This is a genomic window from Microcoleus sp. B7-D4, assembly GCF_036705125.1.
Taxonomy (GTDB): Bacteria; Cyanobacteriota; Cyanobacteriia; order Cyanobacteriales; family Microcoleaceae; genus Microcoleus.
The window spans coordinates 14,656-37,905 of sequence record NZ_JAUBTT010000066.1 but is presented as its reverse complement, the minus strand read 5'-3'; the positions used below and the strand labels follow the sequence as shown (position 1 = coordinate 37,905).

The window sequence follows — 23,250 nt, the reverse complement described above, 5'->3', positions numbered from 1 at the left end:
CCGGAGGATAAAAGAAAGGTTTGCCCTCAAATTATGCAAATTCAGAAACCGGGCTGGTTGGATGTTGGACAAGCTTCTCTAGAATTTCCTGGTAATTGCTAAACAGAAACTCAATGGTTTCATTTGTAAATAGCTCTGTGCTGTACAAGACTTTAATTTCAATGGTTGGGTTATTTACAGAAGGTGAAGAAACATAAATTTCTAGAGCATTTTCCTGAGACCACAAGCGGTGATCGCGCTTAATTGATACAAAGTCTACATCTAACATCCAGTCATGCCAATTTTGTGCGGGTAGCATGGTCACGGCTGCTGAGAGGTTAAGTGGTTGTTTGCTAGTGATAGCATTAATGACTTTTCGATCAGAAATTTCTCTATTGTTGATTGCTTCTGTGAAAGTTTCTTTCACCTGCTCAAAAAGAGCAAGTCCCGTTTGCTCAGATGAGATATGCGATCGCAAAATTACGTCGTTGATAAAGCAACCGAGCATTTTTTCGGTTTCTACTGTGCTACGATTACCAACTGTTGCCATGACTAAAATGTCATTTTTACCAGTGTACTTGAACAAAAGTATCTTCAGAGCAGTCAGAATGATGACAAAGATGGTGACTCCTTGAGAACGGCTGAGGGTTTCGATTGATGCCACAAGACTGGCTGGCAGAACTACAGAATAAATAGATGCGCTTCTACTGTTACAAAGCTGTGGTTGATTGCTTGACACCACATCAGATGCTAGTGAAGGATTAGTCAGTTTTTGCAGCCAATAAACAAGTTGCTGTTCTATTACCTTTTCATTAAAGTATTTCCTGTGCCAGAGGGTAAAATCTGCGTACTGAACAGGTAATTCGGGTAGGGGTGAAGGTAAACCGTTGGCAAAAGCTTTATAGAGTATTCCTAACTCCTCCAACAAGAGTCCAAATGACCACCCATCAGTGATGATATGGTGCATATTTAGTGTCAACCAATGCTCCTGTTGAGCTAATCGCAGCAAGGTTGTTTTGATCAGAGGACCCGCAGCTAGATTAAAATGGTGCTGATATTCCAGAGCAGCAAGTTTTTCGGCTTCAGATGTTCGCTCTCTGTGAGGTAGGTTTTGTAAGTCTACGATCTTCAACGGTATGGTTAGGGACGGGGTAATGATTTGTACGGGTTGACCTTCTACCACAGTAAAGGTAGTACGTAATATTTCATGACGGCGAATAATCTCATTGAAGCTAGACTCCAACACGCTTGCAGAGAGGGAGCCAGTGAAACGTAAAACAAAAAAGCTGTTGTAGGCGAAACTTTCAGGAGCTAATTGTTGTAAATACAATATAGGCTCTTGTGCAAAAGATAGTGGTATATATGTATCTCGTACTTGAGGGAGAAGAGGTGGTAAGGTGTTCGATGTCATACCACTTGCACTCTGCTCCTGTACCTCAAGCTGATGAGCAGTTATCACTTGACTAAGTGCAGCTATAGTAGGTGCTTCAAATAGAGAGCGCAGAGGAAGTTCGATCGCAAAACTTTCTCGAATGCGAGATATTACAGATGTTATCAGGAGAGAGTGTCCCCCCAATTCAAAGAAGTTATCATGGATGCCTACCTGCTGACGATGTAACACTGTACACCAGATTTCGGCTAATTGTTCTTCAAGCCAATTACGAGGTGCGACAAAAGCGGCTTCTAGTTCTGAATTTGTTGTCTCTGGCTTTGGCAGAGTTTGCCGATCCACTTTACCATTAGGAGTCAGGGGTAAGGCTTTGAGCGTCACAAAAGCCGCTGGTATCATATATTCAGGCAGGTGTTCTTTCAGAAACTGACGCAATTTACTACTGGTCAATGTTTCTGTTTCACTCACAATATAAGCCATTAAATATTTATTTCCTGGATCGTCTTCCCGGACAATTACCACCGCTTGCTGAACTTGGGGATGTTGGCTCAGTGCCGTTTCAATTTCTCCTGGTTCAATGCGAAACCCGCGAATTTTAACTTGGTGATCAATGCGTCCCAGAAATTCAACATTTCCATCTGGTAAAAAGCGTGCCAAGTCTCCAGTTTTATAAAGTCGCTCATCTTCCACAAAAGGGTTAGCAATAAATCGCTCAGATGTTAAGTCTGGACGATTGAAATACCCTCTGGCTAAACCTGCACCACCAAGGTAAAGTTCTCCTGATACACCAATAGGTACAGGTTGCAAATAGCGATCGAGAATATAGCTTTGGGTATTGGCGATCGCTCGACCAATAGGAACTGTTTCTGCTTTTGGTTCTATGTGCTGGATATGATACCAGGTGGAAAAAGTTGTATTCTCGGTAGGACCGTAAACGTGTAACAACTTTTGGGGCGCACCTGCTGCTAACAACTGTCGCACCCGCCGGGTGTCAACAGCTTCACCACCAAATAATAAGTAGCGTAGGGATGCAAATGCTAACGGCACTTCTTGAATCATTTGGTTAAACAGTGCCGTAGTGATAAATAGGGTTGTAACTCCCTGAGTTTGTAAGCTGCTGGCAAAATCTCGCGGTGAGAGGACTGTTTCTCTTTCCAACATCGCTACTTTTGCACCATTGAGTAATGCTCCCCAAATTTCAAAGGTAGCAGCGTCAAAGGAGGTATTAGAAGCTTGGGCGATGACATCTTTTGGTTGTAAATCTATATAGTCCGTATTTCGTATTAATCGCACCACCCCGCGATGAGGAACCATCACACCTTTAGGTTGACCTGTTGACCCTGATGTGTATATGACATAAGCCAAATTATCGGCGGTGGTATTACACTTTAAGTTCTGCTGGCTCTCTTGGCAAATTACAGACCAGTCGCTATCTATACAAATCTGCTCAACAGTGGTCAGTTGTCCCCATAGCTGCTGTTCTGTCAACAGTAAAAAGGCTTGTGCATCTTGGAGCATAAACGCCAAGCGCTCGCTGGGATAGGTGGGATCTAGAGGTAAATAAGCACCACCAGCTTTGAGAATCCCTAGCATGGCTACGATTGTATTAGGCGATCGCTCTAAACAAATTCCCACCAAAGTTTCTTCACCCACACCCAGCTTTTGCAAATAATGTGCCAGTTGATTGGCTCGATGATTTAACTCCCGATAGGTGAGTTGTTGATTTTTGAATCCTACCGCTACCGCATTAGGCGTTTTTTCTACTTGCTCCTCAAATAATTGATGGATACATTGATGAGGATAATTAGTTTGGGTCTGATTCCATTCAATTAGTAATTCATGCTGTTCTGCTGCTGTTAGTAATGGTAATTGCCCCACGCACTCGTCTGGATTGGTAGCGATCGCCTCTACCAAGGTTTGAAAATGCTCTGCCATCCGTGCAATGGTGCCAGCATCAAACAAGTTGGCATTATATTCAAATGCCCCCCTGAGTTCTGAGTCTATTTCCTGCATCGACAGGGTTAAATCAAAAGTCGCACCTGCGGTCGGTCTGTCTAATTCGATCTGCGTTACACTCAAACCGGGCAATTCCAGTTTTTCCACTGGGGAGTTTTGCAATACGAACATCACCTGGAATAGCGGACTGTGGCTGAGGAGACGTTGTGGTTGCAGAAATTCAACCAGTCGATCGAAAGGTACATCTTGGTGAGAGTAAGCATTGAGCGCAACCTGTCGCACCTGAGCTAGAAGTTCTCTAAATGTGGGGTTGTTCTCTAAGCCGGTGCGTAAAACCAGAGTGTTGACAAAAAAACCAATTAATGACTCAAGGGCTGGACGGTTGCGGTTAGTAATAGGAGAGCCGATGACAATATCTTCCTGACCAGTGTAGCGATAAAGCAACGTCGCAAAAGCCGCTTGGAGAGTCATAAATAGCGAAGCACCTGACTTCTGACTTAGGGTTTTCAGCTTGCTAGTCAGGTCATAACCCAACTTAAACCTCTCGATGCTGCTACGAAATGTCTGGATAGCAGAACGCGGTCGGTCTGTTGGTAGTTTTATTACAGGTGGAGCATCTGCTAATTGTTGTTTCCAGTAGTTTAGCTGGGTGGTGATAATATCATTTTGCTGCCACTGACGTTGCCAGTAAGCGTAATCTGCATATTGAATCGGCAAATCTGGTAAGGGAGAAGCGGTATAAAAATTAGACAATTCTTTAAAGAAAATTCCCACTGACCAAGCATCAGAGATAATATGGTGCATTGTCACCAGCAACACATGGGACTCTGACTCTATGCAAATGAGTTTGACTCTTAATAAAGGTGCAGTGCTTAAATCAAAAGGTTTTGTATATTCTGCGGTAATTAATCTTTGTAATTCAGTCAGTCGCTCAACTTCTGGTAATTCTTGTAAGTCCACTAATGGTAAAGTAAATGGTAGAGTTGCAGCAATAAATTGCACTGGTTTTTCATCTACCATGCCAAAGGAAGTACGCAGGGTTTCATGGCGTTGAATAATTGACTCTATACCTTGTTGGAGTGCTGTTAAATTCAGCCGACCAACTAAACGCAACGCTCTGGCAATATTATAGGCAGCATTTGCCCCTTCCATTTGGTCGAGAAACCAAAATCGCTGCTGAATCAAAGATAAAGGTAATTCAACAGAACGGTCAAGTGACTCTAATATTGGTAAGGTTTGATTTTGCTGGTTGTGATAATAGGAAGCTTCAATATGTTCGCTTAAACTGGCTACAGTAAGCGATTCAAATAAAACGCTGACCGATAATTCCACAGATAAGGCTTCGCGCAATCTAGATATAACTAAACTGGCAAGCAGGGAATGTCCTCCCAATTCCAAAAAATTATCATAAATACCTACTTTTTGCAGTCGTAAAACTTCCGCCCAAATGTTAGCTATAACTTGTTCTTTTGGGGTACGGGGTGCAACAAAGTTACGAATCTCAGCAGATATATTTGGTGCAGGTAAACTGTTGCGGTCTAATTTGCCGTTGGGTAATACTGACAGTTTCTCCATCAGCACAAAGGCATTAGGAACCATATAATCTGGTAGTTTTTGCTCTAAAAAACTGCGGATTTCTCCCCAATTAAAGGCTTGATTGTTAGCTACAATATAGGCTACTAGGCGCTGGTCTCCTGGGATATCTTCTCTTACAGTGACTATACCTTCCCGGATATTAGGATGAAATTTCAATACTGATTCGATTTCTTCCAGTTCAACTCGCATCCCCCGGATATTTACCTGCAGGTCGATACGACCAAGAATTTCTAAAGTACCGTCGCTTGAGTAGCGAGCTACATCACCAGTTTTAAAAAGTCGCTGTTGTGGATTAAAGGGATTAGAGATAAAATTTTCTGCATTGGCTTGAGTCCGGTGAAGATAGCCACGAGCTAAGGTAGAACCTGCAACATATACTTCACCAGATTCATTAGTTTTTACTGGTTCAAGATGGGAATTGAGTACATAAACCTGCTGAATGTTTTCCAGAGGATGACCGACTGGGACATATCCCTCTTCCAGGTTGCAGTCCTCTGGAATGGGATAAAAACCATGTCCAATAGTTTCTGTTTGACCTAAAACATTAAAAAAGCGGGGTGGTGTTTTAAAGAGGTTGCGTAACTTTTTAATTAATTGATAGGGTAGTAATTCGCCACCAAATACTATTAATCTTAATTTTGATTCGCTTAATGCTTCAGTATATTTTATATCTAAGCTTTCTAAAGCCATCAGTCCATAACGCCACACGGAAGGTACACCATCAGAGATAGTGACACCCTGTGTTTGGATTAATTCAAATAGGCTCAGGGGAGTTCTAGTTTGTTCACGGGTGGCAATGATACTTGTAGCACCTTGGGATAAAGGCAAGAATAATTGTCTGACTGAGGCAGTAAAAGAGAAAGAAGCTGTGTGGAGATAAACATCATTGCTATTAACTGGTAATATTTTAGCGATCGCTTGCAAATAATATCCAACACTGGCGTGGGGCATTTGTACTCCTTTTGGCTTGCCAGTAGAGCCAGAAGTATATATTAAGTAAGCGAGATTTTCTGGTGTCACATCACACACTGGATTCTCTTGGCTTTGTTGCTCAATTTTCTGCCAGTCTGCATCAAGACAAATCACTGAAGCGGTAATAACAGGTAGTATCTCTATCCACTCTGTCTTAGTTAAAACCACTTTTAAGTTAGTATCCTCTAACATAAATGCCAGACGTTCTTGGGGATAAGCAGGGTCTAAAGGAACGTAAGCTCCACCCGCTTTAAGGATACCGAGAATTCCTATAATTACTTCAATAGAGCGCTCTACGCATAGACCCACCAATACCTCTGATCTTACCCCCATCACTTGCAAGTGATGTGCCAATTGATTAGCTTTTGCATTCAATTCTCTGTAGGTCAATTGCTGGTTTTTAAATACGACTGCTACTGCATTAGGTGTTTTTTCTACCTGGTCTGCAAATACCTGATGAATACACTTGTTTTGAGAATATTTCATTTCTGTTGTTAGATGTGAATCTTGATTAAAGACAGTGGTCTGATGGCGTGAATCTAAGGGTTCTTTGTTCATATTAACTGCTATAAAATGACGGCAATAACTATTTTTTAGTAGCGCGAATCCATTACTATTATACTTAACCACCTATAGCTGTTCTCAATTAAGTAAATGCCAGATGGGAAAATATCAACAGTGAGTTAAAAGGCATTTACATCAGACTGACTTTTTGCTGATTCCCTGCCTAATTGCTCTCAAAGGCTGTAAAAATATATTGGTGACACTATTAAACAAATTTGATTCTCCATTGGCTAAACCAAAGCTCAATTTTTCATAGTTGCTTGGCACGTATAAACTGCAAAACATCAAGTCCCAAAATGCGAAAATATAACTAAAGTTTTTATCATAATGTTTGGGGTCTACACTATGATGAATTTGGTGTTGTGCTGGACTGATGAAAATATGACTGAGCCACTGAGGATAAGCTAACCAGATATGAGAATGACGCAAGTTATATCCTGCTAAATAAAAGATAAAAATCTCAAAGCTGACTCCATAAACTAATAGCTCTTTCATCGCGTTCCCAAATAAGTACATCCAGATGCCCGCTCCGAAATTAGTGATTGTAACAATCGTTATTGTACCTAAAAACAGCTCGAATGGATGAATGCGATATACCGTCAATGGTGTGATGACTTCGGCTGAATGATGTACTTTATGGAATTCCCACAAAATAGGAATTTTATGAGCCAGATAATGGTAGAAAAAATTAGCAAAGTCACCTAATAATGCTAAAAAAATGCTGAATATGATATGCTGCCATAATTGGGGAATCGTGACGACAAAAGGTGTGGTGATGCCCGTAATTTGGATCAAAATTTGGCAAGTTATATCGGCAACATTTGCTACAAATAGTGTTGTTGGCACTACGAAAAATATCTCGAACAAGGAAATACAAAAAAAATATTTGTATTGAGTAATAGATGAGGGATGTAAATAAACTTCTTTAGGTAAAAGGTATTCTAGTAAATTTTTCTGTTTGTCCCGATTTGCTGAACCAAATATATATAGTATTGTCGCCAGTAAAACACTTGAAAGCACATACAACCAATAAATTCGAGATGATGCCAGAAATGGTATTTGAAATGGATACAAAAGACTGTTGAATATTTCCTTCATTTTTGCTGTGTTGCCAAAATTTGACTTAGAGACAATGTATGTACTTACTTAAAAAGTGGGCGTTGCTTAATACAGGTATGAATTGAAGAGTTCGGAATTGCCACAAGCCAAGTAGGGTGGGTTTTGTAACTTTAAGCAAAAAGTTGGTTCATACCGTTAATCAGCAACGCCGGACGGTCTTATTGGTCTATGACGTTCCGCTACGCCCTCGTCCCAAGGGGACACAGGCAAGGGACGCTATCGAGGTTTCTCGTCTCAAAAATATCAATTTTGCACCCTGAAAAGCTTACTACATATTGCATCTACACACCTCAACGGAATTATGGGGTTTTCAAGGTTTGGGCTAGGTGTGTAGATGAGCATCAACACATTTGAGAGAATCATATATTACTTTACCTGTAACTGTCAAGATTTTGTCAAAACCTTTAATTGTTGTGAGCGGGAATATTGTCATTCTACTATTACTTGTTGGCCCGAACCTAATAAGTGATGAACGGCAATAATCAAGTCGCTGAGAATGAAATTAGGCTGGTGCTTTTGCAGTTGATAGCGGCTGCGAATTCCGCAGGTAACGGCAATTGTAGGTATTCCCAATGCTTTGCCCGCGAGGATGTCTGCTTCTGTATCTCCGATCATCCAAGCCGAACCCAGCGATGACTCAAATTCTTCTGCAACTTCAGCCAACAATTCAGTTTTTAAGGCTGTATAGTTGTGATAGGCGGCATCCGCCATCTGACTGCCGCGAATGCTGGTAAACAGTCTGGCTAAACCGTAATTTTGTAACAGTTGAACGGCTTGATTTCTCGGCCGCAGGGTGACTAAAATCAGCCGCACGCCGCGGGAGTGCAGAAGTCCGATCGCCCATTGCACTCCCGGCTGGATGCGATCTAAGTGCAACAAGTCTGGCTGATTGACAATCCGACTCACGCATCCTAGAAAAGCGTTAATTTCTTCTCCCGACAAGCCGGAACTTTTGGCTATTTCAGCATCGGGCACGCGGTTTTGCTTCATCTGCCAAAACTGCTGTTTGCTGAGGATTTGAAGGTTGAGGTTGATTCCCCGATCGAGATAAGCTGCTTGAGTATCGGCCAATCCCTGTTGATATGTGGCATAGTAGCGATCGGACACATCGACTATGGGCCCGTCTAAATCGCAAAATACCGTCATCCGGGGGGACGACTCAGCCTCTGATGGTAGCTTGTACTGAAGGTTTTCGGAGTCTTGCGCGACAGCAGTTAACATAAAACGTTAAGTAAATCTAGGGAGTTATACATTTCTTGACTCTAGCAAAAAATGTATAAGTTATAATACATAAATTATAATGCTTTTATTAAAAAAACCTATGATTTTTTTGAGGATGGGGTTCGATAAAGGCGATCGAGCCTGCGCGTGGATAAATTCAAGGGAAAAAGTGATTTTTGTGGCTGTTGATATATGCTTTAGCCATTAAAGTTTAGAATTAAGTTTTTAGTCTTCTGTAATTTACCCATGCTCAAACAAAGCGATTTTGTTAGGAATTCGGACACTAATCGAGTAGAGGTGCTGTCCGAAGCACTGCCTTACATTCAACACTTTGCCGGTCGCACCATTGTGGTCAAATATGGCGGTGCGGCGATGAAAGATAGCAATCTCAAAGACAAGGTGGTTCGGGATATTGTGCTGCTAGCTTGCGTGGGGATGCGTCCGGTTGTGGTTCACGGTGGCGGCCCGGAAATTAATATTTGGCTCGAAAAATTGGGAATTGAGCCGCAATTTAAGGATGGTTTGCGGGTGACTGATGCGGCGACAATGGAAGTTGTAGAAATGGTTTTGGTGGGTAAAGTAAATAAGGAAATTGTTTCGTTAATCAACCAAGCTGGCGGCAAAGCAGTGGGATTGTGCGGCAAGGATGCCAATCTGATTCAAGCTCGTCCAGATGGCCGGGAAGGAATTGGATTTGTTGGTGAAGTCAGCGGCGTGAAAATCCAGATTTTGGAGTCTTTGGTGAACAGCGGCTATATTCCGGTGGTGTCGAGCGTGGCAGCGGATGAAAAAGGTCAATCTTACAACATTAATGCTGACACAGTGGCTGGGGAAATTGCGGCTGGTTTGGGAGCAGAAAAGTTGATTTTGATGACTGATACGGCGGGAATTTTGGAGGATTATCACAAGCCGGATAGTCTGATTGCTAAGTTAGATATTCAGGAAGCTAGACAGTTGGTTGAGTCGGGAGTCGTGTCTGGGGGGATGATTCCGAAAGTTAATTGTTGTGTGCGGAGTTTGGCTCAGGGTGTGAAGGGTGCTCACATTATTGACGGTCGAATTCCTCACGCTTTGCTGCAAGAAATATTTACGGATGCGGGGATTGGGTCGATGATTGTGGCTTCTGAGTTTAGCAGCGCGAACTTAAGGCCTAAGTAAGGCCTATATCCTAGCGTGGGGCGGGTGCGTGAAATGGGTAAACTCGCTGCGATTGCGTATATCCTAACTAAACCTGCCCCTAAAAACCTTGAGAAGGTACTTCTGGGGAATTACTTCAACTAATTCTAACCGTTGTTGGATTTCAGCTTTTGTTAAACTATGATCAAACACTTTAGAGTTTTGGATTCTGTTGCGATTCTCAAGCCGATTTCAAATACGCGATTAGCGCTAGTGGAACCCGAATACGCATCTATTTCTAGTTTGCCAGTTGGACTTGTGGGAACTATTATTGAAGTGTATGATACGGAAAAGGAATGTCAGTATTTAGTGGAGTTTGCTGATAGTCAAGGAAGTGAATATGCTATGGCTATGTTGAAAGCTGATGAAATTTTAGTTCTGCAATATGAACTTGCAGTTGCTTAGTAATGTGAGGAGAAGAGAAGTTAGATAAGGGCGATTCCCTACGGGATAGCTTCGCACGCGCGTACTTTAGGAAAATAAGGGCGATCGCCTTTTAGTTTGGTACTTAAATCGCGCCCTCATTTAACGCAATACGGTTCAGTTAAGCTCGATCCCCCCTAGCCTAGGGCGGGCACGGGGAGTAGGGGTAGCACCGCCCCTACGAAGGGGAGTAGGGGGTGGGACAAGAACTTATTCAAAGTCAACCCCTACTCCCCAACAATCAGGGGGATTTAGGGGGATCTCCGAGGAATAAATAGTTTTAACTGAACCTTATTGTCATTTAACGTGCAGTTTCAGCTTGAATTTCTCGAATAATAGTTGATATTTCTTCGGCTGACTCAAGGTGTCTAGCCAAAACCTGAGCAGTTTTGTCCAGCAAGCGTTCTGAAAAGACTTTAGCTAAGTCTTCCCGTAAACCTTGCCCTATATAAAACTTAAGCAATGCTTCTACAGACATATCTCGATTTGCCGCTATTTTCTCAAGTGATGCTAAAGTATCTATTGGAATGTTTAGCGAGACTCTTTCCGCTGTACGAGGTCGCAATTGCAATTTTATTTCTTCTTCAGAATTGTTCATATAATTTCCTTTCAGTGCGGGTAGCAGGACGGGAAGAAATGATGCGTATTCGCAAGCTGCGTTCTACATAAACAACCAGTAATAGGCGTTGAGTGCGGGAGTAACCCAGGATAAAGTTACGCTGTTCGTCATTAGCCGTTGCATCTCCCTCCTGATAGAATGGATCGAAGAAAACTTCTGCGGCTTCTTCAAAGCTAACGCCATGCTTTTCTAGGTTAATCTGGAATTTGTTTGTGTCCCATTCAAACTCAACGCCTTACAGTCTGTACACACTATCCATGCTTTGATATTAACATTATTTAAATAAGAGCGATCGCACTTTTTCAAAATCTGACAAATCGCGAGCATAATCAAGACAAGCATCTATCTGTTCTTTGAGTAGATCGGGAAACTCGTCGATAATTTGTTCGACAGTATTATTTGATGCTAAATAACCTAAAATCAGAGTAACGGGAATTCTAGTGGCTTTGATTCTTGGTTTACCTCGCAGTACGTCGGGGGTACTAACGATATGTTCTCTCCAGTTTACGGGCATAACTTGTCCTTTCTGAATCTGATAAGTTATATTTTAACTTAGGGATGGCGATCGCCATTGGAGATTGGGGATAAGAGAGGGGCGATCGCAGAACCGATCGATGAGAAAGAGGAAAAGGCGAGCGCGCTGAATTTGTTGGTGTTAATATGAAAGAGGTTAAACATTACTGATTAAGAGCCTTTAACTAAGATGTCTAAGGAATCAGTCATCACAGAACATATCGAAATTACACCTGGCGTACTTGGTGGTAAGCCACGCATTGCGGGCCATCGAATTGCTGTAGCACACATCGCCGAAATGTATCTGAAAATGGGAATTTCTGTAGAAGAAATCGCCGGCAAGTATGACTTACCACTTGCCTCAGTTCATGCTGCAATGACCTACTATTACGATCATCGAGAAGAAATTGATCGTCGCACGGCTGAAAGTCGAGCTATTGTCGAAGAATTAAAGCGCAATAGTCCACCATCTCCGTTACAAGAAAAATTGAGGGCAATTAGAGGTGAGTGAGCAAATTCGTTTTCATTTAGACGAACATATTGACTCTAACATTGCGCGCGGTTTGCGTCGTTACGGGATAGATGTTACAACAACAGTTGATGCAGGATTGCGTACTAAAAGCGATGAGTCACACCTGGCATTTATTCGGGAACAGCAGCGCGTGATAGTAACTCACGATGACGATTTTTTAATTATGGCAAGCGATACCACAGATTATCCGGGGATTGTCTATTGTCCTCCTAATTCTCGTTCTGTGGGCGAGATTATCCGTAGTTTGATTTTAATTTATGAAGTGTAGGCGCATGAAGAAATGATCGGGAGGATTGAATATATTTGACATCATTGTAAGCCGATCGCACTTTCGGGCAAAAAGGACGATCGTACTTTAAAAAAGCAACAATTGCGCTACGCCCAAGACATTATTAGACTGCTTTGAGGTATTGCGTTACAGGCTTCAAATCGATGTCATCGTTGTCAGTCAGTATTTTAAATAAATGACGTAGGATGCCGGCTGCAATCAAAACTTCCAAATCGCGATCGAGCTTTGACGAGTCCTCATAAAGACTTGCCTGACTTACGCAAGCTAAACAGGCTTTTCATTCTCCCGCGAACTCAATGCAGAAAGCGATCGCTCATTGATAGAGTTTCAGTGCTACACTAAAATTACAGCATTGTTCGGTGGCAATTACGTGATACCCTACTTGCACGAGGAAAATACATGGTAACTACGCTCGAAATTGACAAAACTCTTCTTCAAGAAGCCCTTGATTTGAGTAACCATCAAACACCTACTACATTAATCGAAGCAGCTTTACGCGAGTACATCCAACGTCGCAAACAATTAAAAATATTAGAATTGTTTGGTACTATTGAATACGAGGAAGATTATAACTACAAGCAACAGCGACAAACAACATGAATGTTCTTGTTGATAGTTCGGTTTGGTCGCTGGCTTTGCGGCGTAACACAACAAATGATGCGATCGCGATCGTTAAAGTCCTACGCGATTTGATTGCAGATGGACGAGTTGTTTTACTGGGGGCTATTCGTCAGGAGGTGCTTTCTGGGGTGCGCTACAAGGAACAATTTATTCGATTACAAGAGTATCTTCGTACTTTTCCTGATTTAGAGCTAACAACTGAAGATTATGAGTTAGCCGCAGAGTTTTTCAATACCTGTCGCAGTAATGGCATTCAGGGTTCAAATACTGATTTTCTGTTATGTGCCGTTGCTCATCGTCGTGGTTACAGCATTTTCACTACTGATAAAGATTTTGAGAATTTCCGATCGCACATTCCTGTTGTATTGCTATGAGGGTAATTTCTCAGTTTATATCTTAACTTAGAGATGCCGATCGCACTTTGGGATTTGAGATGTCCGAGGGGCGATCGCACTTTCGGAAAAAGAAACAATTGCGCTACGCCCAAAACATTATCAGACAGGACTGATGCACTCCGACTAAAGAAACCGGGTTTTTTACCGAATCTGCAGCCTACAACGAAGTATTTTGATAAAAAACCCGGTTTCTGGGCCTCATGGGTAAGTCCTATTAAATAGATGACAAGGGATGCCGGCCACAATCAAAGCTTCGAGAGGCCGATCGAGCTTTGAGAAGTCTTCATAGATACCCACAAACTGACTTACGCAAGCTAAAGATGAATCTTTCGGGTCATTGACTCCCGTGTATTTGTACTGAATATCAAAACCTGCTTTTTCGCCAATTTCTTCGATATCCCAGTCTACAAGATTAATATCTATCGCTTCAACGGCTAGGGCAATATGACCAGGCGGTATGGGGGGCTGTTTCATTCTCACCAAAAACGAGGTTTTTGTAGGGGTAGTGCCCCCGTGCCTACCCCCGCCACCAATCATCGAATGGGGGTTTCAGGCCAAAAGGGCCGGCACGGGGGCACGGCCCCTACCAAGAATGAAACAGCCCTGGGGCGGTATGGGGTCAAGAGGCTCGCAGCACCAACCCTCAGAATGGTTCCAGACACTCTTACCTTGAGATTCTCGAATTTTCATGTATTTTCCCTCACTGAAAGTAGCAGCGAAACCAGGGTTTGCGGCCGGGGCGAAGGCATTTTTTACAGGTCACTGAAGAGTCTGTACATCAGGATATGCCAGAATTTTTGCATCAGCAGTTAGTAAGGGACACCCGCAAATCCTCGCAGTTGCCACAATGATTTGATCTGCTGGATCGCGGTGAAAACCTGTGAGTTTAGTTGACTCGACAATGATGGGAATGGTGAGTTCGAGTAGCTGCACTCCGGGATAAGCCAAAGCTTGTTTTAACCACTCATCAACTGTAACGGACAAAGTAAGTCTTCCCATTTCTACTAATTTAGCAACCTCCCAACAAGAAATGATGCTGATTCCTAAACCTTGAGATTGATATTGTTGTATCCAGTCCCGATGTTTCTGAGTCAGTCGTGTGTTATCGTCAACCCACCAAATTCATATATGAGTATCTAGTACAATCATTGTAGCACTTCCCAATCTTCCAAGGAAACCGCAGGTTCAAACGGCTCATCATAGCCAATGACAGTGCCTCGCAAAGGATATAGAAAAGTATTTTTCATTGTTTCATTTACCAAATTTAGATAGCTAATGAATTCTCGATATCCATCCAATTCTGTTTGTTCTTCGGGAGTGAGATTTGATGCTTGTTGTTGAGCTGTTAAAGTTTGAATTCGTTCCTGGGTTTGAATAGAAGCGCTAAATATTAAGAGTCCGTTGACAAACTCAATGCGGACAGAACCTTCGCTGGGCAAGCTGTTGGGTAAGTGAGGCAGCTTGATGGGAAAATTAGCAATCATGGCATTAATTGACTGTATTTGATGTTGATTTTTTAATTATACCGATCGCTCTGTTGAATTTTACAGTGGTTGCCATGCTGAAATTATAGGCCGATCGCACTTTAGGAAAAAAGGGCGATCGAGCTTTGAGTAGTCTTCATAAATGCCGACAAACTGACTTACGCAAGTTAAAGTAAAATAAGATTAATTAAGCTTGACAATTTGCAAGTGAAACTTAGGTTATGTTAAAATGTTCTCAACAAGACCGCTTCTCCACCATACCGCACAGGAATCAGTGCCATGTCCATTTCTCAACCTGAAAAGCCACAGTATTTAAAACCGATTAATCCCCCGGATCTTCAAATGCGGGCGATCGCCTACAGTTTAGATACTTTAATTCCAGGGCTTTACATTTGGCTGGGTGCGCTCAAAATTCGGATTGGGGGTAGCGAGCCCGAAGAAAGCTATCCGGGGACTATTCACAGTCCCATTGGCATTGCTTTAGTATTCCCTGGCTACCGTATCTATAGCACTTACCAAGGTAGCTATGACCCTTGATAAGCATAAGCTTGACGGCATCATTCAAATTACTGCCAAAACTTTGCCTTCTACAGAATTTGAGTTACTTCTATTGACAGCAGGCTACGGTAAAATTGGTACAGCTCCGGCTCAAGGAAATCGCCTGAAAGTGTGGTGGACTCATTCTACTTTTAGACGCATCGAAGCCATTTACAGTGCTGATGGAATAGTTGCTATTACTGCTTATCACGTTTAGAGTTGTAGTTCCAACTCAGAAGTTTTTATTGATTGATGAAAGAGCGATCGCACTTGGGGAAGGAAAGGGCGATCGAGCTTTGACGAGTCCTCATAGATGCCGACTTGCCTGACTTACGCAAGCTAAAGTAGCAGCCAAGGATGGATTTGGGACAAGAGACGGACGATCACACTTTGGGAAGGAAAGGGCGATCGCCCTTTTGGTTATTTGGGGAAAAGGGCGATCACTTGAGAAAAAAGGGGCTAGTGGAATGAAAATATTCCAGGTAGCTATCAATAATCTAGATCATAATTCATAGTAAAATTGATTTGGCTTTCTCCAGTTCCTAAAGGAGTACGCACAGAATAGGGAAATAGGAACTCGAAACTAGACACTCCATTGCCAAAATCGATGTAATTACCACCTGTTCGACCCATCATAAGCACAGCCTCTTGCCAATCGCCACCGTTTACCCTGTACCGAAGCGGCATAGGGCCCGTGTAGCTAGCCGTCTGCTCTGCATTGACATAAAAACCACCAATCTGTTTAGCGCCTGATACTGTTTTATAGGGGCCAAACTTGCATTCAAAGCTACGTTCTGCTCTGGGAATGAAACAAGACCCTCTTCTTTCTGGACCAGCCCAGTTGTTGGCTAAAGCTACAAGGGGAAATGACATTAGAGCTGCTAGTATGGAAAATGTAGCTCCTAAAATCGTAATTTTCGCAGTGTTTTGGGGCATTTTCAGACTCTCATTAGATGTAGGTTTACGTGGATTGGGATGGATTTGTACGGGAGAGCAAGGGGAGCGATCGCAGATGAATAGGGCGATCGCCCCTCTAAGTCAGACATCAATAAAAGTGTCTAAGCATAGTAAGCGAAGTAGCTGACATTTTTTCCTGGTCCAAACCCAACGCTAACTGTGGTTTTAACCCAGTTTCTAGCACCTGCTTGAGCAATTTGAGGGTTATCAGGAGTAGGTCCTGCTTCCGGGCGTACTACAGCAATATGTCCAATTCCCCCAACATTTTTCCAGCTTGCTACAGTAGGAATGCCTTGAGATGCTGCTTTTGTTGCATCTTGTGGAGTAAGTTTTTTCCATCCATTGGCGGAATTATTTAACCAGTCATTCATTCCGTTAGCATCTAGCTCTCGCCCAGTATTTGTCCAGTGAGGTAGAGGGGCCCGTAAAGCCCGCATGACATCTGTAGCAAAGATGTTACAAAAAGTCTTCCATCCATTAGGCTTGTAACGCAAGTTTTGTTGATCTTCAACATTAAAATAGTCAATAACTTGACGAATTTGGTCTGCTGAACGATATCGAGTATTAGCTACAACAGGCATCTCTAGATCCTGAATGTAACGTGCTTGTTGTCCAGCATCTCCTGACCAGCGCTCTGGAGCTGTGTTTGATATGTTAGCGAAGGGGTTAGAATAGGGAAAGACAGTTCCTGGCAAATTGCGATCGTTTCCTGATAAATTACCAAATTTTACAAGGCTCGCACTACCTCCATTTAGCTGCACTTGAGCCCTACCATTATTCAGCCATTCGAGGGTTCCCTTCTCAAAACTTTGTCGCCAATTACCGTTGCCAATATGCGATTCTTCACTGGTAGGCAAGCCTAGCTGACTATTTTGACCTCCTAAATTATTCAAGTAATAATTTCCCAGGCTGCCACGAGCCATATAGCTACCGGCACCTGAGTGGAAAATTGCCCCACCTTGAAAGTTTTGTCGCCATCCATTAGGAACTTGAAATTCATTGCTGGTAGGTAAACCTAGCTGACTTTTTTCACCTCCCAAATTATTCAAGTAATAATTTCCCAGGCTGCCACGAGCCATATAGCTACCGGCACCTGAGTGGAAAATTGCCCCACCTTGAAAGTTTTGTCGCCATCCATTAGGAACTTGAAATTCTTCACTGGTAGGCAAGCCTAACTGACTATTTTGACCTCCTAAACTCAGGTAATAACTGCCCAGACTACCGCGAACAGAGCGAGTACCCTGGGCTGAGTGAAATATTGCACCGTTTTGGAAGTTTTGTCGCCATTTACCAGGTGAAAATTGAAATTCAGCACCCGTATCTCTACCCAAAGCCTGAGCTATAGCTGGATTTCTGTTGTAAAAAGAACCAATGCTACCTGCTGGGTTTAACTGTTTCTCCACTAGATATTTGTGTCCGTCGATCGCAACAGTTGCAGTATCGTCCTCACTTTTCAACCCCTGAAGCTCACCCTCACTCAACTCCTTCCCCTGAACGATCGCCCCAAAAATCGCCCCCTCATCTCCCGGTGAATCCGTAACATTCAACCGCGCATCAACAGAGTGCCCGATTTCTTCCAGCAACACATCCGCCACCGCCGCCGGATTCGCCACATTCTGAGTCAAAAATTCCTTCGATAAATAAATCGTATCCGTCGCTGCTGCAAAAGCCCCATTCGCCCCGCCAATCTCAGCAGACGAGACAACCTTCACCGACGGGATATCGCTAAAATCTCCCTGAAACCATCCTTCAGCTAAGGCTTTCGCAGCCGCAGCATCCCAGTTTTCCCCAAAAGCCACATTCAGCTTAGCTGCGAAATCTGGATCGGCTGCAAACTTACTCAAATCCCCATAGACTTCTGACATCGCCTGACCTGTTAGCAAATCGACAGAGCTATCCGGTAAACTGCTGTTGGAGTCCGTGCTCACTGCACTAGCCATCCGGGTTAGCAAATCCTCAGGCAAGATGATATTTTCATAGGCTTCTGGCGTTAAAGTCGGGAGATTAACTTCCTCACCAACACCCCCGGTTAGGACGCGGTTAGCATCTAGCTGCGGGATAATTGCCTTAGTCGGTTCTAGGCTGGCATTCCAAGGTGCGATCGCACTTTCGTTATTAAATTCAGGCGTGAAAAAATTAGACACGTTATTCCCTCGTGTTGATTAGAGACAAGTACATAGACTTGCCCTGTGTTTGCTTGGATTAAATAAACTGTTTGTTGTAAAAGCCGATCGGCCGATCGCCCTCATGAACCCTTAGCCCCGATGAACCGCAACAGTAGCGGTACTTCTAAAGCTCTATTTATCTATCAGGCTGAGTCCGCAAGTTTTATGCAAAATACTGCTTTTTTGTTACAAAACTTTACTTAGCGCCCTCTGACTTTTGCAAATACTAGCTTTGACGTTAGTTGAAGCGATCGCGCCTCCCGTTGATCTAAGTATTTACACTTATATCTTTAGTCTTAGTATAATACTACACTAGCTACCGATACCAAGCAACTAACAAACGCTAGCAATTTCCGTTATGCTATCGTTAGCCACATCTCAACACACCCGACAATGGTACCAAAGGAAGACTTATTTGCCGAAGCCGCCAAACACTGGGATTTAGAAAGGCTGTACCAAGCTTTTGCAGAAGCTAAACGGCAAATCTCACCCCGATCGCGCAGGGGACTAACAGAAACAGAAAAACTTTACCTCCGAGGATTGCTTTCCGGTTGCAGTCCCGCCGAAATCGCCCGCCAACTGTTTCAGAGTTCCAAAAGTGCAGAGGTTTATTTATGTAAAACTTTATACCAATATGTTAAAAAACTCGCAGATGTACCTAACGAACCTGTAGGAAATTGGCGCAATATTTGCGATCGGCTACAGGAAGCCGGATATAAAACTCTGTCTTCTCCTGAATTTAAAATAAATAATTCTGTACCTACAGAAGCATTAGTAAAAATAGTTGGTATAGGTGTGATTGAGAAAAATACAATATCAATTGATATTAACATTCGACTAGAATTCCCCTCAACTTCAGAAACTGCAAAAACAGAAGACTTGGATAAAAAAGATTAGATGTGCGATCGCCCCTATAGTAACTAATCTAACTGAAGGGATCTCGCCCCTCAACCACCAATCTTACTGAAAAGCTTTGCGATCTAATCATACCCTCAACCAAAGAGCATAAATGCTATAATCCAATACGCTTGGGCCCGTGGAAAATTGTAGGGAAAATGTTGGGTTTCGTTCCTCAACCCAACCTACCCACGATCGGTTTTTTTAGCACTAACTGAACCGTATTGTGCTATAATGTTAATCGAGAACGATTCCTTCACAGGCGACGTTTCACAAATGAGATTTATCAATCCCAAAACAGATTTTGCCTTTAAAAAAATCTTCGGCGACGAACAAAACAAAGAAATCCTCATCAGTTTTCTCAACGCCATCCTCTACCAAGGTAATTCTGCGATCGAATCTTTAGAAATCCTCAATCCCTATCAACCCCCCAAAATTAGAGGAGTTAAAGATACTTACTTAGATATCCGAGCCAAGCTGAATAACGAGCAAACAGTCATTATCGAAATGCAGGTATTGAATGTAGAAGGCTTTGAAAAGCGGATATTGTACAATGCTGCTAAAGCTTATTCGATTCAACTAGACACAGGAGTAGATTACACGCTACTAAATCCGGTAATTGCCTTAACTATTACTGACTTTGAAATGTTTCCCAATCTCGACAAAGTAATTTCCCGCTTTGTCCTCAAAGAAAGAGATTATCTGGTTGACTATCTAATTTACGATATCGAGTTAGTGTTTGTTGAATTACCCAAATTCGGCAAAAAATTAGAAGAATTAGAAACTCTAACCGATAAGTGGATATATTTTCTGAAAAATGCCAAAAGTTTAGAAGTTGTACCGGAACAAATGGGAGAAGTCCAGGCAATTCAGAAAGCTTTTGAAGTTGCGAATCGCGCCGATTTAACGCGCGAAGAGTTGGAAGATTTAGAACATCAGGAAATTTACATACAAGACCAGCGGAATGCTACTATTAAAGCTGTGAAGCAGGCTGTGAAAGCAAAAGCGATCGAAATTGCCAAAGGACTTCTGGATGTATTAGATGAAGCAACGATCGCTCAAACAACAGGATTGAGTATGGAGGAAATTCAAAAGTTGAAACAAGCAAGGTAAAAAGCGATCGACTATCAAGAATCCTTCGACACTTCCTCAAACTCTTCAGCATCCCCCGGCAAACCAGAACCCTCGCTACTCCTCAACCTGGGCGATTCCCCATTACTCGCACCGTAAACCCCAGAATACCTGTCCTCCAAACCCGAATCCCTCACCGAAAGCGCACTTCTTTGACTCGGCGACAATCTATCTGTCGATCGGCGATTTGTCCCAGAAATCGGTGGCTTGCGAGTTAAAGTTTTCCAAGCAGCCTTAACCCCAGTCACCAGGCTGCGAGTAGTTACCTGCACATTTTGCGCCTGCTTTTTGGCGCTACCAATACTTCGATCGACCTGTTTGACAACCTCGCCCGCACTTTGTACTCCCTCGCTGACATCATCCGTCAACTCACTAATTTCCAGCCCCGTCAAGCGAATCGCCTCCAAAGTGGGCGGAAATTCGCGAGAAAGCGTATCAGCGAGCTTTTCCACGCTGCGGGCCGCCCGGGCCAGCGCTTGCACTGCAGGTATTAAAGTCACTAAAACAGCAGTCAGGCTAACTGCCACTAGCAAAATCGAAAGTCCTAGCCAAAATATGGGATCACTCACTTGAATCTGGGATTGAGGGTGGAGAATTTCATGCCATTTAGCGGATGGGAGGGCGCGACGGGGGACTCACTTCAGCTTCAGTTTCCGACAGGGTTTGGCGTTCCCGCTGAGTCGCTTCCAAACCTGCCGCGATCGCCTCTTTGAGTCTAATCAAAGTTTCGTCCCAATTTCGGATTGCAGTTTCAGAAAGTCGATCGGCCTGCAACTGCACGCTAGTCGATAAATCCTCCGCCAACTCCGGCAAAGCATCGGCCGATTTTTTCAATATCTGCCGCGTCTCCTTGCCCGGTCGCGGTGCCATCAGCAAGCCAGTCACGGCCCCGATCGCAGAACCCACAAGCAAACCGCCAATAAATAATCCTGAACGTTTAGTTGACATTTTTATAACTTCTCTCCATACACCAATTTTAGGGGCGTTTGCCCGATCGCAGCCCTTTACAAAGGTAGAAATATTGTTGAAAACCCTAGGGAGTCAGCACGGGCGGCAGTTTTAGGATAGCTTACCTCAAACGTCGATCGCGCCTGGACCAAAGCATCCGTCCCAAACCCAGCAATCCCAAAAGTTGCTGAACCTGTTGCAGTTGCAATTCCAGTTGTTGATAACGCCGTCGTAGTTGGCGGGTACCTTGCTGCCTTTTACCAAGGAAATCCGGCGACATACTGAGGACATTGCTGCTACAGCGTTCGATTGCTGCGATCCGAAGTTCCAAACGTGCGATCGTCCGCCTGATTTTCCACACTTTCGCAGCTATATAAAAACAGACCAGAGATATCATTAAATTGATAATTACCACACCAGCCAGCATTATTTTACCTGCTTTCAACTAATCCCTTTTACCATCTCAATAACCTTTCAGTCGTCTTCAGACGACTTAAGCTTTGAGGCAGGGGTTTAAACCCCTGCCGGACTGCCGGACTATTGCAACAGCCCCAAAAAACTACCCCTTGTAAAAGTTTTAAGCCTGAGACATAGCAGGCAAACAAACCTTAGTACCGCCCAAACCGCAATAACCGTTCGGGTTTTTAGCAAGATACTGCTGGTGATAGCTTTCTGCGTAATAAAACTCAGGAGCCTCAATAATTTCAGTAGTAATCTTGCCGTAACCGGCCGGAGTCAAAGCCTGCTGGTAGGCATCGCGCGAAGCTTCAGCTAGCTGCTTTTGGCTGGCTGAATATGTGTAAATGCCCGATCGATACTGAGTACCAGAATCATTGCCCTGACGCATTCCTTGAGTAGGATTGTGACTTTCCCAAAAAACTTTGAGCAGCGTTTCGTAACTAATTACTTTCGGATCGAACACAACCAGAACTACTTCATTATGTCCCGTCATCCCGCTGCAAACTTCGTTGTAAGTAGGATTCGGAGTAATCCCCGCCGCGTAGCCAACAGCCGTCGAAAAAACTCCATTTTGCTGCCAAAATTTGCGTTCCGCTCCCCAAAAACAGCCCAGGCCAAACAACGCAGTCTCCATGCCGTTTGGAAAGGGAGGTTTGAGCGGATTGCCGTTAACAAAGTGAGTTGTCGGTACCGACATCGACTCTGCCCGCCCCGGCAAGGCTTCTTGGGGAGAGGGCAGGCTCGACTTTTTGCCAAATCCAAATAGCACCATAAGTTTGTGAGGGGATCTCTGATAAACGTCTTTACCTTACTTAATAATATCAGATGTATACTGAAAATAGTGGTCTTCTTAAAGGTAGAAGGTAAAAACCAGAAGGCAGATTTTTTTTACAGAAGGTTTTTGGTGATACAGCTCACTGCCAACGCAGTTTTAAATCACATTAGGCAGTGTTCTAGGTCACCAAAACATACCTAAAATATCACCTATTGTTCAGGTATAAATCACGCGGATTTTAGGCAAAATATCCGATTATTAAAGGTATGGTGTTGTAGTAGTTATTCAATACCATTTATTGGGAGTGTGTAGAAATGGGCGCTAAACCTTGCAGTCAACCTTTAAAATCTAATCCGTTTATTACTTACCGCGACCCACTTACAGGCAAGTGGATTGTCGTAAGTCAAAATTTGCCCCAAGCCGCAGAACAAGCACAGCTAGCAGCAGCTTGACTTTTCCTATTAATTTTATACCTGAAAAATCAACTATAATTTCAGATTGCGTAGGGGCGGGTTTTACCAACCATCTATGT

Annotated in this window: 25 protein-coding genes and 1 pseudogene; 11 read left to right on the top strand and 15 right to left on the bottom strand. The window is 43.2% G+C overall.

Annotated elements, in window-relative coordinates; translation table 11 throughout:
- Positions 1-31: 31 nt before the first annotated feature.
- The 3 genes from QUB12_RS24645 to QUB12_RS24635 all read right to left on the bottom strand — a co-directional run bounded on the left by QUB12_RS24645 (position 32) and on the right by QUB12_RS24635 (position 8,797).
- A complete protein-coding gene (locus QUB12_RS24645) occupies positions 32-6,379 on the bottom strand; it encodes an amino acid adenylation domain-containing protein (protein WP_333144398.1) in 6,348 nt (2,115 codons plus the stop codon).
- 213 nt (positions 6,380-6,592) lie between these two features.
- Positions 6,593-7,555, bottom strand: a complete 963-nt coding sequence (locus QUB12_RS24640) for a sterol desaturase family protein (protein ID WP_333144399.1) — start codon at positions 7,553-7,555, stop codon at positions 6,593-6,595.
- A gap of 450 nt (positions 7,556-8,005) precedes the next feature.
- Complete coding sequence (locus tag QUB12_RS24635; protein ID WP_333282081.1) at positions 8,006-8,797, bottom strand: HAD family hydrolase; 792 nt, start codon at positions 8,795-8,797, stop codon at positions 8,006-8,008.
- A gap of 246 nt (positions 8,798-9,043) precedes the next feature.
- On the opposite strand from QUB12_RS24635, the gene argB reads away from it, so the two are divergent.
- Both argB and QUB12_RS24625 read left to right on the top strand, forming a co-directional pair.
- Positions 9,044-9,955: an acetylglutamate kinase gene (argB, locus tag QUB12_RS24630; protein WP_333144401.1), complete on the top strand. Its 912-nt coding sequence runs from the start codon at positions 9,044-9,046 to the stop codon at positions 9,953-9,955.
- A gap of 159 nt (positions 9,956-10,114) precedes the next feature.
- On the top strand, positions 10,115-10,378 hold the full coding sequence (locus tag QUB12_RS24625) for a DUF4926 domain-containing protein (protein ID WP_333158127.1): 264 nt from the start codon (positions 10,115-10,117) through the stop codon (positions 10,376-10,378).
- A 319-nt stretch (positions 10,379-10,697) separates the two neighbouring features.
- Here QUB12_RS24625 and QUB12_RS24620 read toward each other — a convergent pair whose 3' ends face one another.
- The 3 genes and pseudogenes from QUB12_RS24620 to QUB12_RS24610 form a co-directional block, all read right to left on the bottom strand.
- The gene (locus QUB12_RS24620; RefSeq protein WP_333308816.1) at positions 10,698-10,994 is read right to left on the bottom strand and encodes a hypothetical protein; all 297 of its coding nucleotides are present in this window, start codon (positions 10,992-10,994) and stop codon (positions 10,698-10,700) included.
- Positions 10,981-11,223 (bottom strand): annotated as a pseudogene (locus QUB12_RS24615) (BrnT family toxin); the annotation flags it as partial. The pseudogene QUB12_RS24615 and the gene QUB12_RS24620, both read right to left, overlap by 14 nt.
- Positions 11,224-11,289: 66 nt before the next feature.
- Positions 11,290-11,529 (bottom strand): DUF433 domain-containing protein, encoded by a 240-nt coding sequence (locus tag QUB12_RS24610; RefSeq protein ID WP_333106277.1) that lies wholly within the window; start codon positions 11,527-11,529, stop codon positions 11,290-11,292.
- 189 nt (positions 11,530-11,718) lie between these two features.
- On the opposite strand from QUB12_RS24610, the gene QUB12_RS24605 reads away from it, so the two are divergent.
- The 4 genes from QUB12_RS24605 to vapC all read left to right on the top strand — a co-directional run bounded on the left by QUB12_RS24605 (position 11,719) and on the right by vapC (position 13,344).
- The gene (locus tag QUB12_RS24605; RefSeq protein WP_333106278.1) at positions 11,719-12,039 is read left to right on the top strand and encodes a DUF433 domain-containing protein; all 321 of its coding nucleotides are present in this window, start codon (positions 11,719-11,721) and stop codon (positions 12,037-12,039) included.
- On the top strand, positions 12,032-12,328 hold the full coding sequence (locus tag QUB12_RS24600; protein ID WP_333308815.1) for a DUF5615 family PIN-like protein: 297 nt from the start codon (positions 12,032-12,034) through the stop codon (positions 12,326-12,328). The genes QUB12_RS24605 and QUB12_RS24600 overlap by 8 nt, the downstream gene beginning before the upstream one ends.
- 420 nt (positions 12,329-12,748) lie before the next feature.
- Positions 12,749-12,949 carry a type II toxin-antitoxin system VapB family antitoxin gene (locus QUB12_RS24595; protein ID WP_333144406.1) on the top strand — a complete coding sequence of 67 codons (201 nt, stop codon included), beginning with the start codon at positions 12,749-12,751 and terminating at the stop codon, positions 12,947-12,949.
- Positions 12,946-13,344 carry a type II toxin-antitoxin system VapC family toxin gene (vapC, locus tag QUB12_RS24590; RefSeq protein ID WP_333308813.1) on the top strand — a complete coding sequence of 133 codons (399 nt, stop codon included), beginning with the start codon at positions 12,946-12,948 and terminating at the stop codon, positions 13,342-13,344. The genes QUB12_RS24595 and vapC overlap by 4 nt, the downstream gene beginning before the upstream one ends.
- Positions 13,345-13,563: 219 nt before the next feature.
- Here vapC and QUB12_RS24585 read toward each other — a convergent pair whose 3' ends face one another.
- The 3 genes from QUB12_RS24585 to QUB12_RS24575 all read right to left on the bottom strand — a co-directional run bounded on the left by QUB12_RS24585 (position 13,564) and on the right by QUB12_RS24575 (position 14,849).
- Positions 13,564-13,839, bottom strand: a complete 276-nt coding sequence (locus tag QUB12_RS24585; protein WP_333144408.1) for a hypothetical protein — start codon at positions 13,837-13,839, stop codon at positions 13,564-13,566.
- A 285-nt stretch (positions 13,840-14,124) separates the two neighbouring features.
- Entirely contained in the window at positions 14,125-14,487 is a 363-nt protein-coding gene (locus tag QUB12_RS24580) for a type II toxin-antitoxin system VapC family toxin (RefSeq protein ID WP_333308826.1), read from the bottom strand.
- Between the two features lie 23 nt (positions 14,488-14,510).
- On the bottom strand, positions 14,511-14,849 hold the full coding sequence (locus QUB12_RS24575) for a hypothetical protein (protein WP_333308811.1): 339 nt from the start codon (positions 14,847-14,849) through the stop codon (positions 14,511-14,513).
- A 279-nt stretch (positions 14,850-15,128) separates the two neighbouring features.
- On the opposite strand from QUB12_RS24575, the gene QUB12_RS24570 reads away from it, so the two are divergent.
- Together QUB12_RS24570 and QUB12_RS24565 are read left to right on the top strand one after the other, a co-directional pair.
- Positions 15,129-15,386 (top strand): hypothetical protein, encoded by a 258-nt coding sequence (locus QUB12_RS24570; protein WP_333144410.1) that lies wholly within the window; start codon positions 15,129-15,131, stop codon positions 15,384-15,386.
- The gene (locus tag QUB12_RS24565) at positions 15,376-15,603 is read left to right on the top strand and encodes a hypothetical protein (protein ID WP_333144411.1); all 228 of its coding nucleotides are present in this window, start codon (positions 15,376-15,378) and stop codon (positions 15,601-15,603) included. The genes QUB12_RS24570 and QUB12_RS24565 overlap by 11 nt, the downstream gene beginning before the upstream one ends.
- 272 nt (positions 15,604-15,875) lie before the next feature.
- Here the strand turns inward: QUB12_RS24565 and QUB12_RS24560 are convergent, their stop codons facing one another.
- Positions 15,876-16,322, bottom strand: coding sequence for a hypothetical protein (locus QUB12_RS24560; protein ID WP_333308810.1), 447 nt, complete (start codon positions 16,320-16,322; stop codon positions 15,876-15,878).
- A 122-nt stretch (positions 16,323-16,444) separates the two neighbouring features.
- On the bottom strand, positions 16,445-18,487 hold the full coding sequence (locus QUB12_RS24555) for a hypothetical protein (protein ID WP_333308808.1): 2,043 nt from the start codon (positions 18,485-18,487) through the stop codon (positions 16,445-16,447).
- Positions 18,488-18,901: 414 nt separating this feature from the next.
- On the opposite strand from QUB12_RS24555, the gene QUB12_RS24550 reads away from it, so the two are divergent.
- Both QUB12_RS24550 and QUB12_RS24545 read left to right on the top strand, forming a co-directional pair.
- Positions 18,902-19,405, top strand: a complete 504-nt coding sequence (locus QUB12_RS24550; protein WP_333144415.1) for a DNA-binding response regulator — start codon at positions 18,902-18,904, stop codon at positions 19,403-19,405.
- A gap of 276 nt (positions 19,406-19,681) precedes the next feature.
- Complete coding sequence (locus tag QUB12_RS24545) at positions 19,682-20,518, top strand: Rpn family recombination-promoting nuclease/putative transposase (protein ID WP_333300870.1); 837 nt, start codon at positions 19,682-19,684, stop codon at positions 20,516-20,518.
- Between the two features lie 14 nt (positions 20,519-20,532).
- On the opposite strand, the gene QUB12_RS24540 is transcribed toward QUB12_RS24545, so the two are convergent.
- The 4 genes from QUB12_RS24540 to msrA all read right to left on the bottom strand — a co-directional run bounded on the left by QUB12_RS24540 (position 20,533) and on the right by msrA (position 22,715).
- Positions 20,533-21,105, bottom strand: coding sequence for a DUF948 domain-containing protein (locus QUB12_RS24540; protein WP_333144417.1), 573 nt, complete (start codon positions 21,103-21,105; stop codon positions 20,533-20,535).
- 37 nt (positions 21,106-21,142) lie between these two features.
- Positions 21,143-21,484, bottom strand: coding sequence for a YtxH domain-containing protein (locus QUB12_RS24535; protein ID WP_333105898.1), 342 nt, complete (start codon positions 21,482-21,484; stop codon positions 21,143-21,145).
- Between the two features lie 121 nt (positions 21,485-21,605).
- The gene (locus QUB12_RS24530; RefSeq protein WP_333144418.1) at positions 21,606-21,929 is read right to left on the bottom strand and encodes a hypothetical protein; all 324 of its coding nucleotides are present in this window, start codon (positions 21,927-21,929) and stop codon (positions 21,606-21,608) included.
- Positions 21,930-22,061: 132 nt separating this feature from the next.
- A complete protein-coding gene (gene msrA, locus QUB12_RS24525; protein ID WP_333144419.1) occupies positions 22,062-22,715 on the bottom strand; it encodes a peptide-methionine (S)-S-oxide reductase MsrA in 654 nt (217 codons plus the stop codon).
- A gap of 317 nt (positions 22,716-23,032) precedes the next feature.
- Here msrA and QUB12_RS24520 point away from each other — a divergent pair, with 317 nt between their 5' ends.
- Complete coding sequence (locus tag QUB12_RS24520) at positions 23,033-23,170, top strand: hypothetical protein (protein WP_333144420.1); 138 nt, start codon at positions 23,033-23,035, stop codon at positions 23,168-23,170.
- The last annotated feature ends 80 nt before the right edge of the window (positions 23,171-23,250 follow it).

Excerpts from the sequence above, each read along its gene's own strand:
- QUB12_RS24565 (WP_333144411.1), top strand. The coding sequence starts at position 15,376 with ATGACCCTTGATAAGCATAAGCTTGACGGCATCATTCAAATTACTGCC.
- QUB12_RS24550 (WP_333144415.1), top strand. The coding sequence starts at position 18,902 with ATGGTACCAAAGGAAGACTTATTTGCCGAAGCCGCCAAACACTGGGAT.
- QUB12_RS24635 (WP_333282081.1), bottom strand. The coding sequence starts at position 8,797 with ATGTTAACTGCTGTCGCGCAAGACTCCGAAAACCTTCAGTACAAGCTA.
- QUB12_RS24640 (WP_333144399.1), bottom strand. The coding sequence starts at position 7,555 with ATGAAGGAAATATTCAACAGTCTTTTGTATCCATTTCAAATACCATTT.
- msrA (WP_333144419.1), bottom strand. The coding sequence starts at position 22,715 with ATGGTGCTATTTGGATTTGGCAAAAAGTCGAGCCTGCCCTCTCCCCAA.
- QUB12_RS24560 (WP_333308810.1), bottom strand. The coding sequence starts at position 16,322 with ATGCCCCAAAACACTGCGAAAATTACGATTTTAGGAGCTACATTTTCC.
- QUB12_RS24625 (WP_333158127.1), top strand. The coding sequence starts at position 10,115 with ATGATCAAACACTTTAGAGTTTTGGATTCTGTTGCGATTCTCAAGCCG.
- vapC (WP_333308813.1), top strand. The coding sequence starts at position 12,946 with ATGAATGTTCTTGTTGATAGTTCGGTTTGGTCGCTGGCTTTGCGGCGT.
- argB (WP_333144401.1), top strand. The coding sequence starts at position 9,044 with ATGCTCAAACAAAGCGATTTTGTTAGGAATTCGGACACTAATCGAGTA.
- QUB12_RS24535 (WP_333105898.1), bottom strand. The coding sequence starts at position 21,484 with ATGTCAACTAAACGTTCAGGATTATTTATTGGCGGTTTGCTTGTGGGT.
- QUB12_RS24620 (WP_333308816.1), bottom strand. The coding sequence starts at position 10,994 with ATGAACAATTCTGAAGAAGAAATAAAATTGCAATTGCGACCTCGTACA.
- QUB12_RS24645 (WP_333144398.1), bottom strand. The coding sequence starts at position 6,379 with ATGAAATATTCTCAAAACAAGTGTATTCATCAGGTATTTGCAGACCAG.
- QUB12_RS24520 (WP_333144420.1), top strand. The coding sequence starts at position 23,033 with ATGGGCGCTAAACCTTGCAGTCAACCTTTAAAATCTAATCCGTTTATT.
- QUB12_RS24575 (WP_333308811.1), bottom strand. The coding sequence starts at position 14,849 with ATGATTGCTAATTTTCCCATCAAGCTGCCTCACTTACCCAACAGCTTG.
- QUB12_RS24610 (WP_333106277.1), bottom strand. The coding sequence starts at position 11,529 with ATGCCCGTAAACTGGAGAGAACATATCGTTAGTACCCCCGACGTACTG.
- QUB12_RS24605 (WP_333106278.1), top strand. The coding sequence starts at position 11,719 with ATGTCTAAGGAATCAGTCATCACAGAACATATCGAAATTACACCTGGC.
- QUB12_RS24545 (WP_333300870.1), top strand. The coding sequence starts at position 19,682 with ATGAGATTTATCAATCCCAAAACAGATTTTGCCTTTAAAAAAATCTTC.
- QUB12_RS24595 (WP_333144406.1), top strand. The coding sequence starts at position 12,749 with ATGGTAACTACGCTCGAAATTGACAAAACTCTTCTTCAAGAAGCCCTT.
- QUB12_RS24570 (WP_333144410.1), top strand. The coding sequence starts at position 15,129 with ATGTCCATTTCTCAACCTGAAAAGCCACAGTATTTAAAACCGATTAAT.
- QUB12_RS24585 (WP_333144408.1), bottom strand. The coding sequence starts at position 13,839 with ATGAAACAGCCCCCCATACCGCCTGGTCATATTGCCCTAGCCGTTGAA.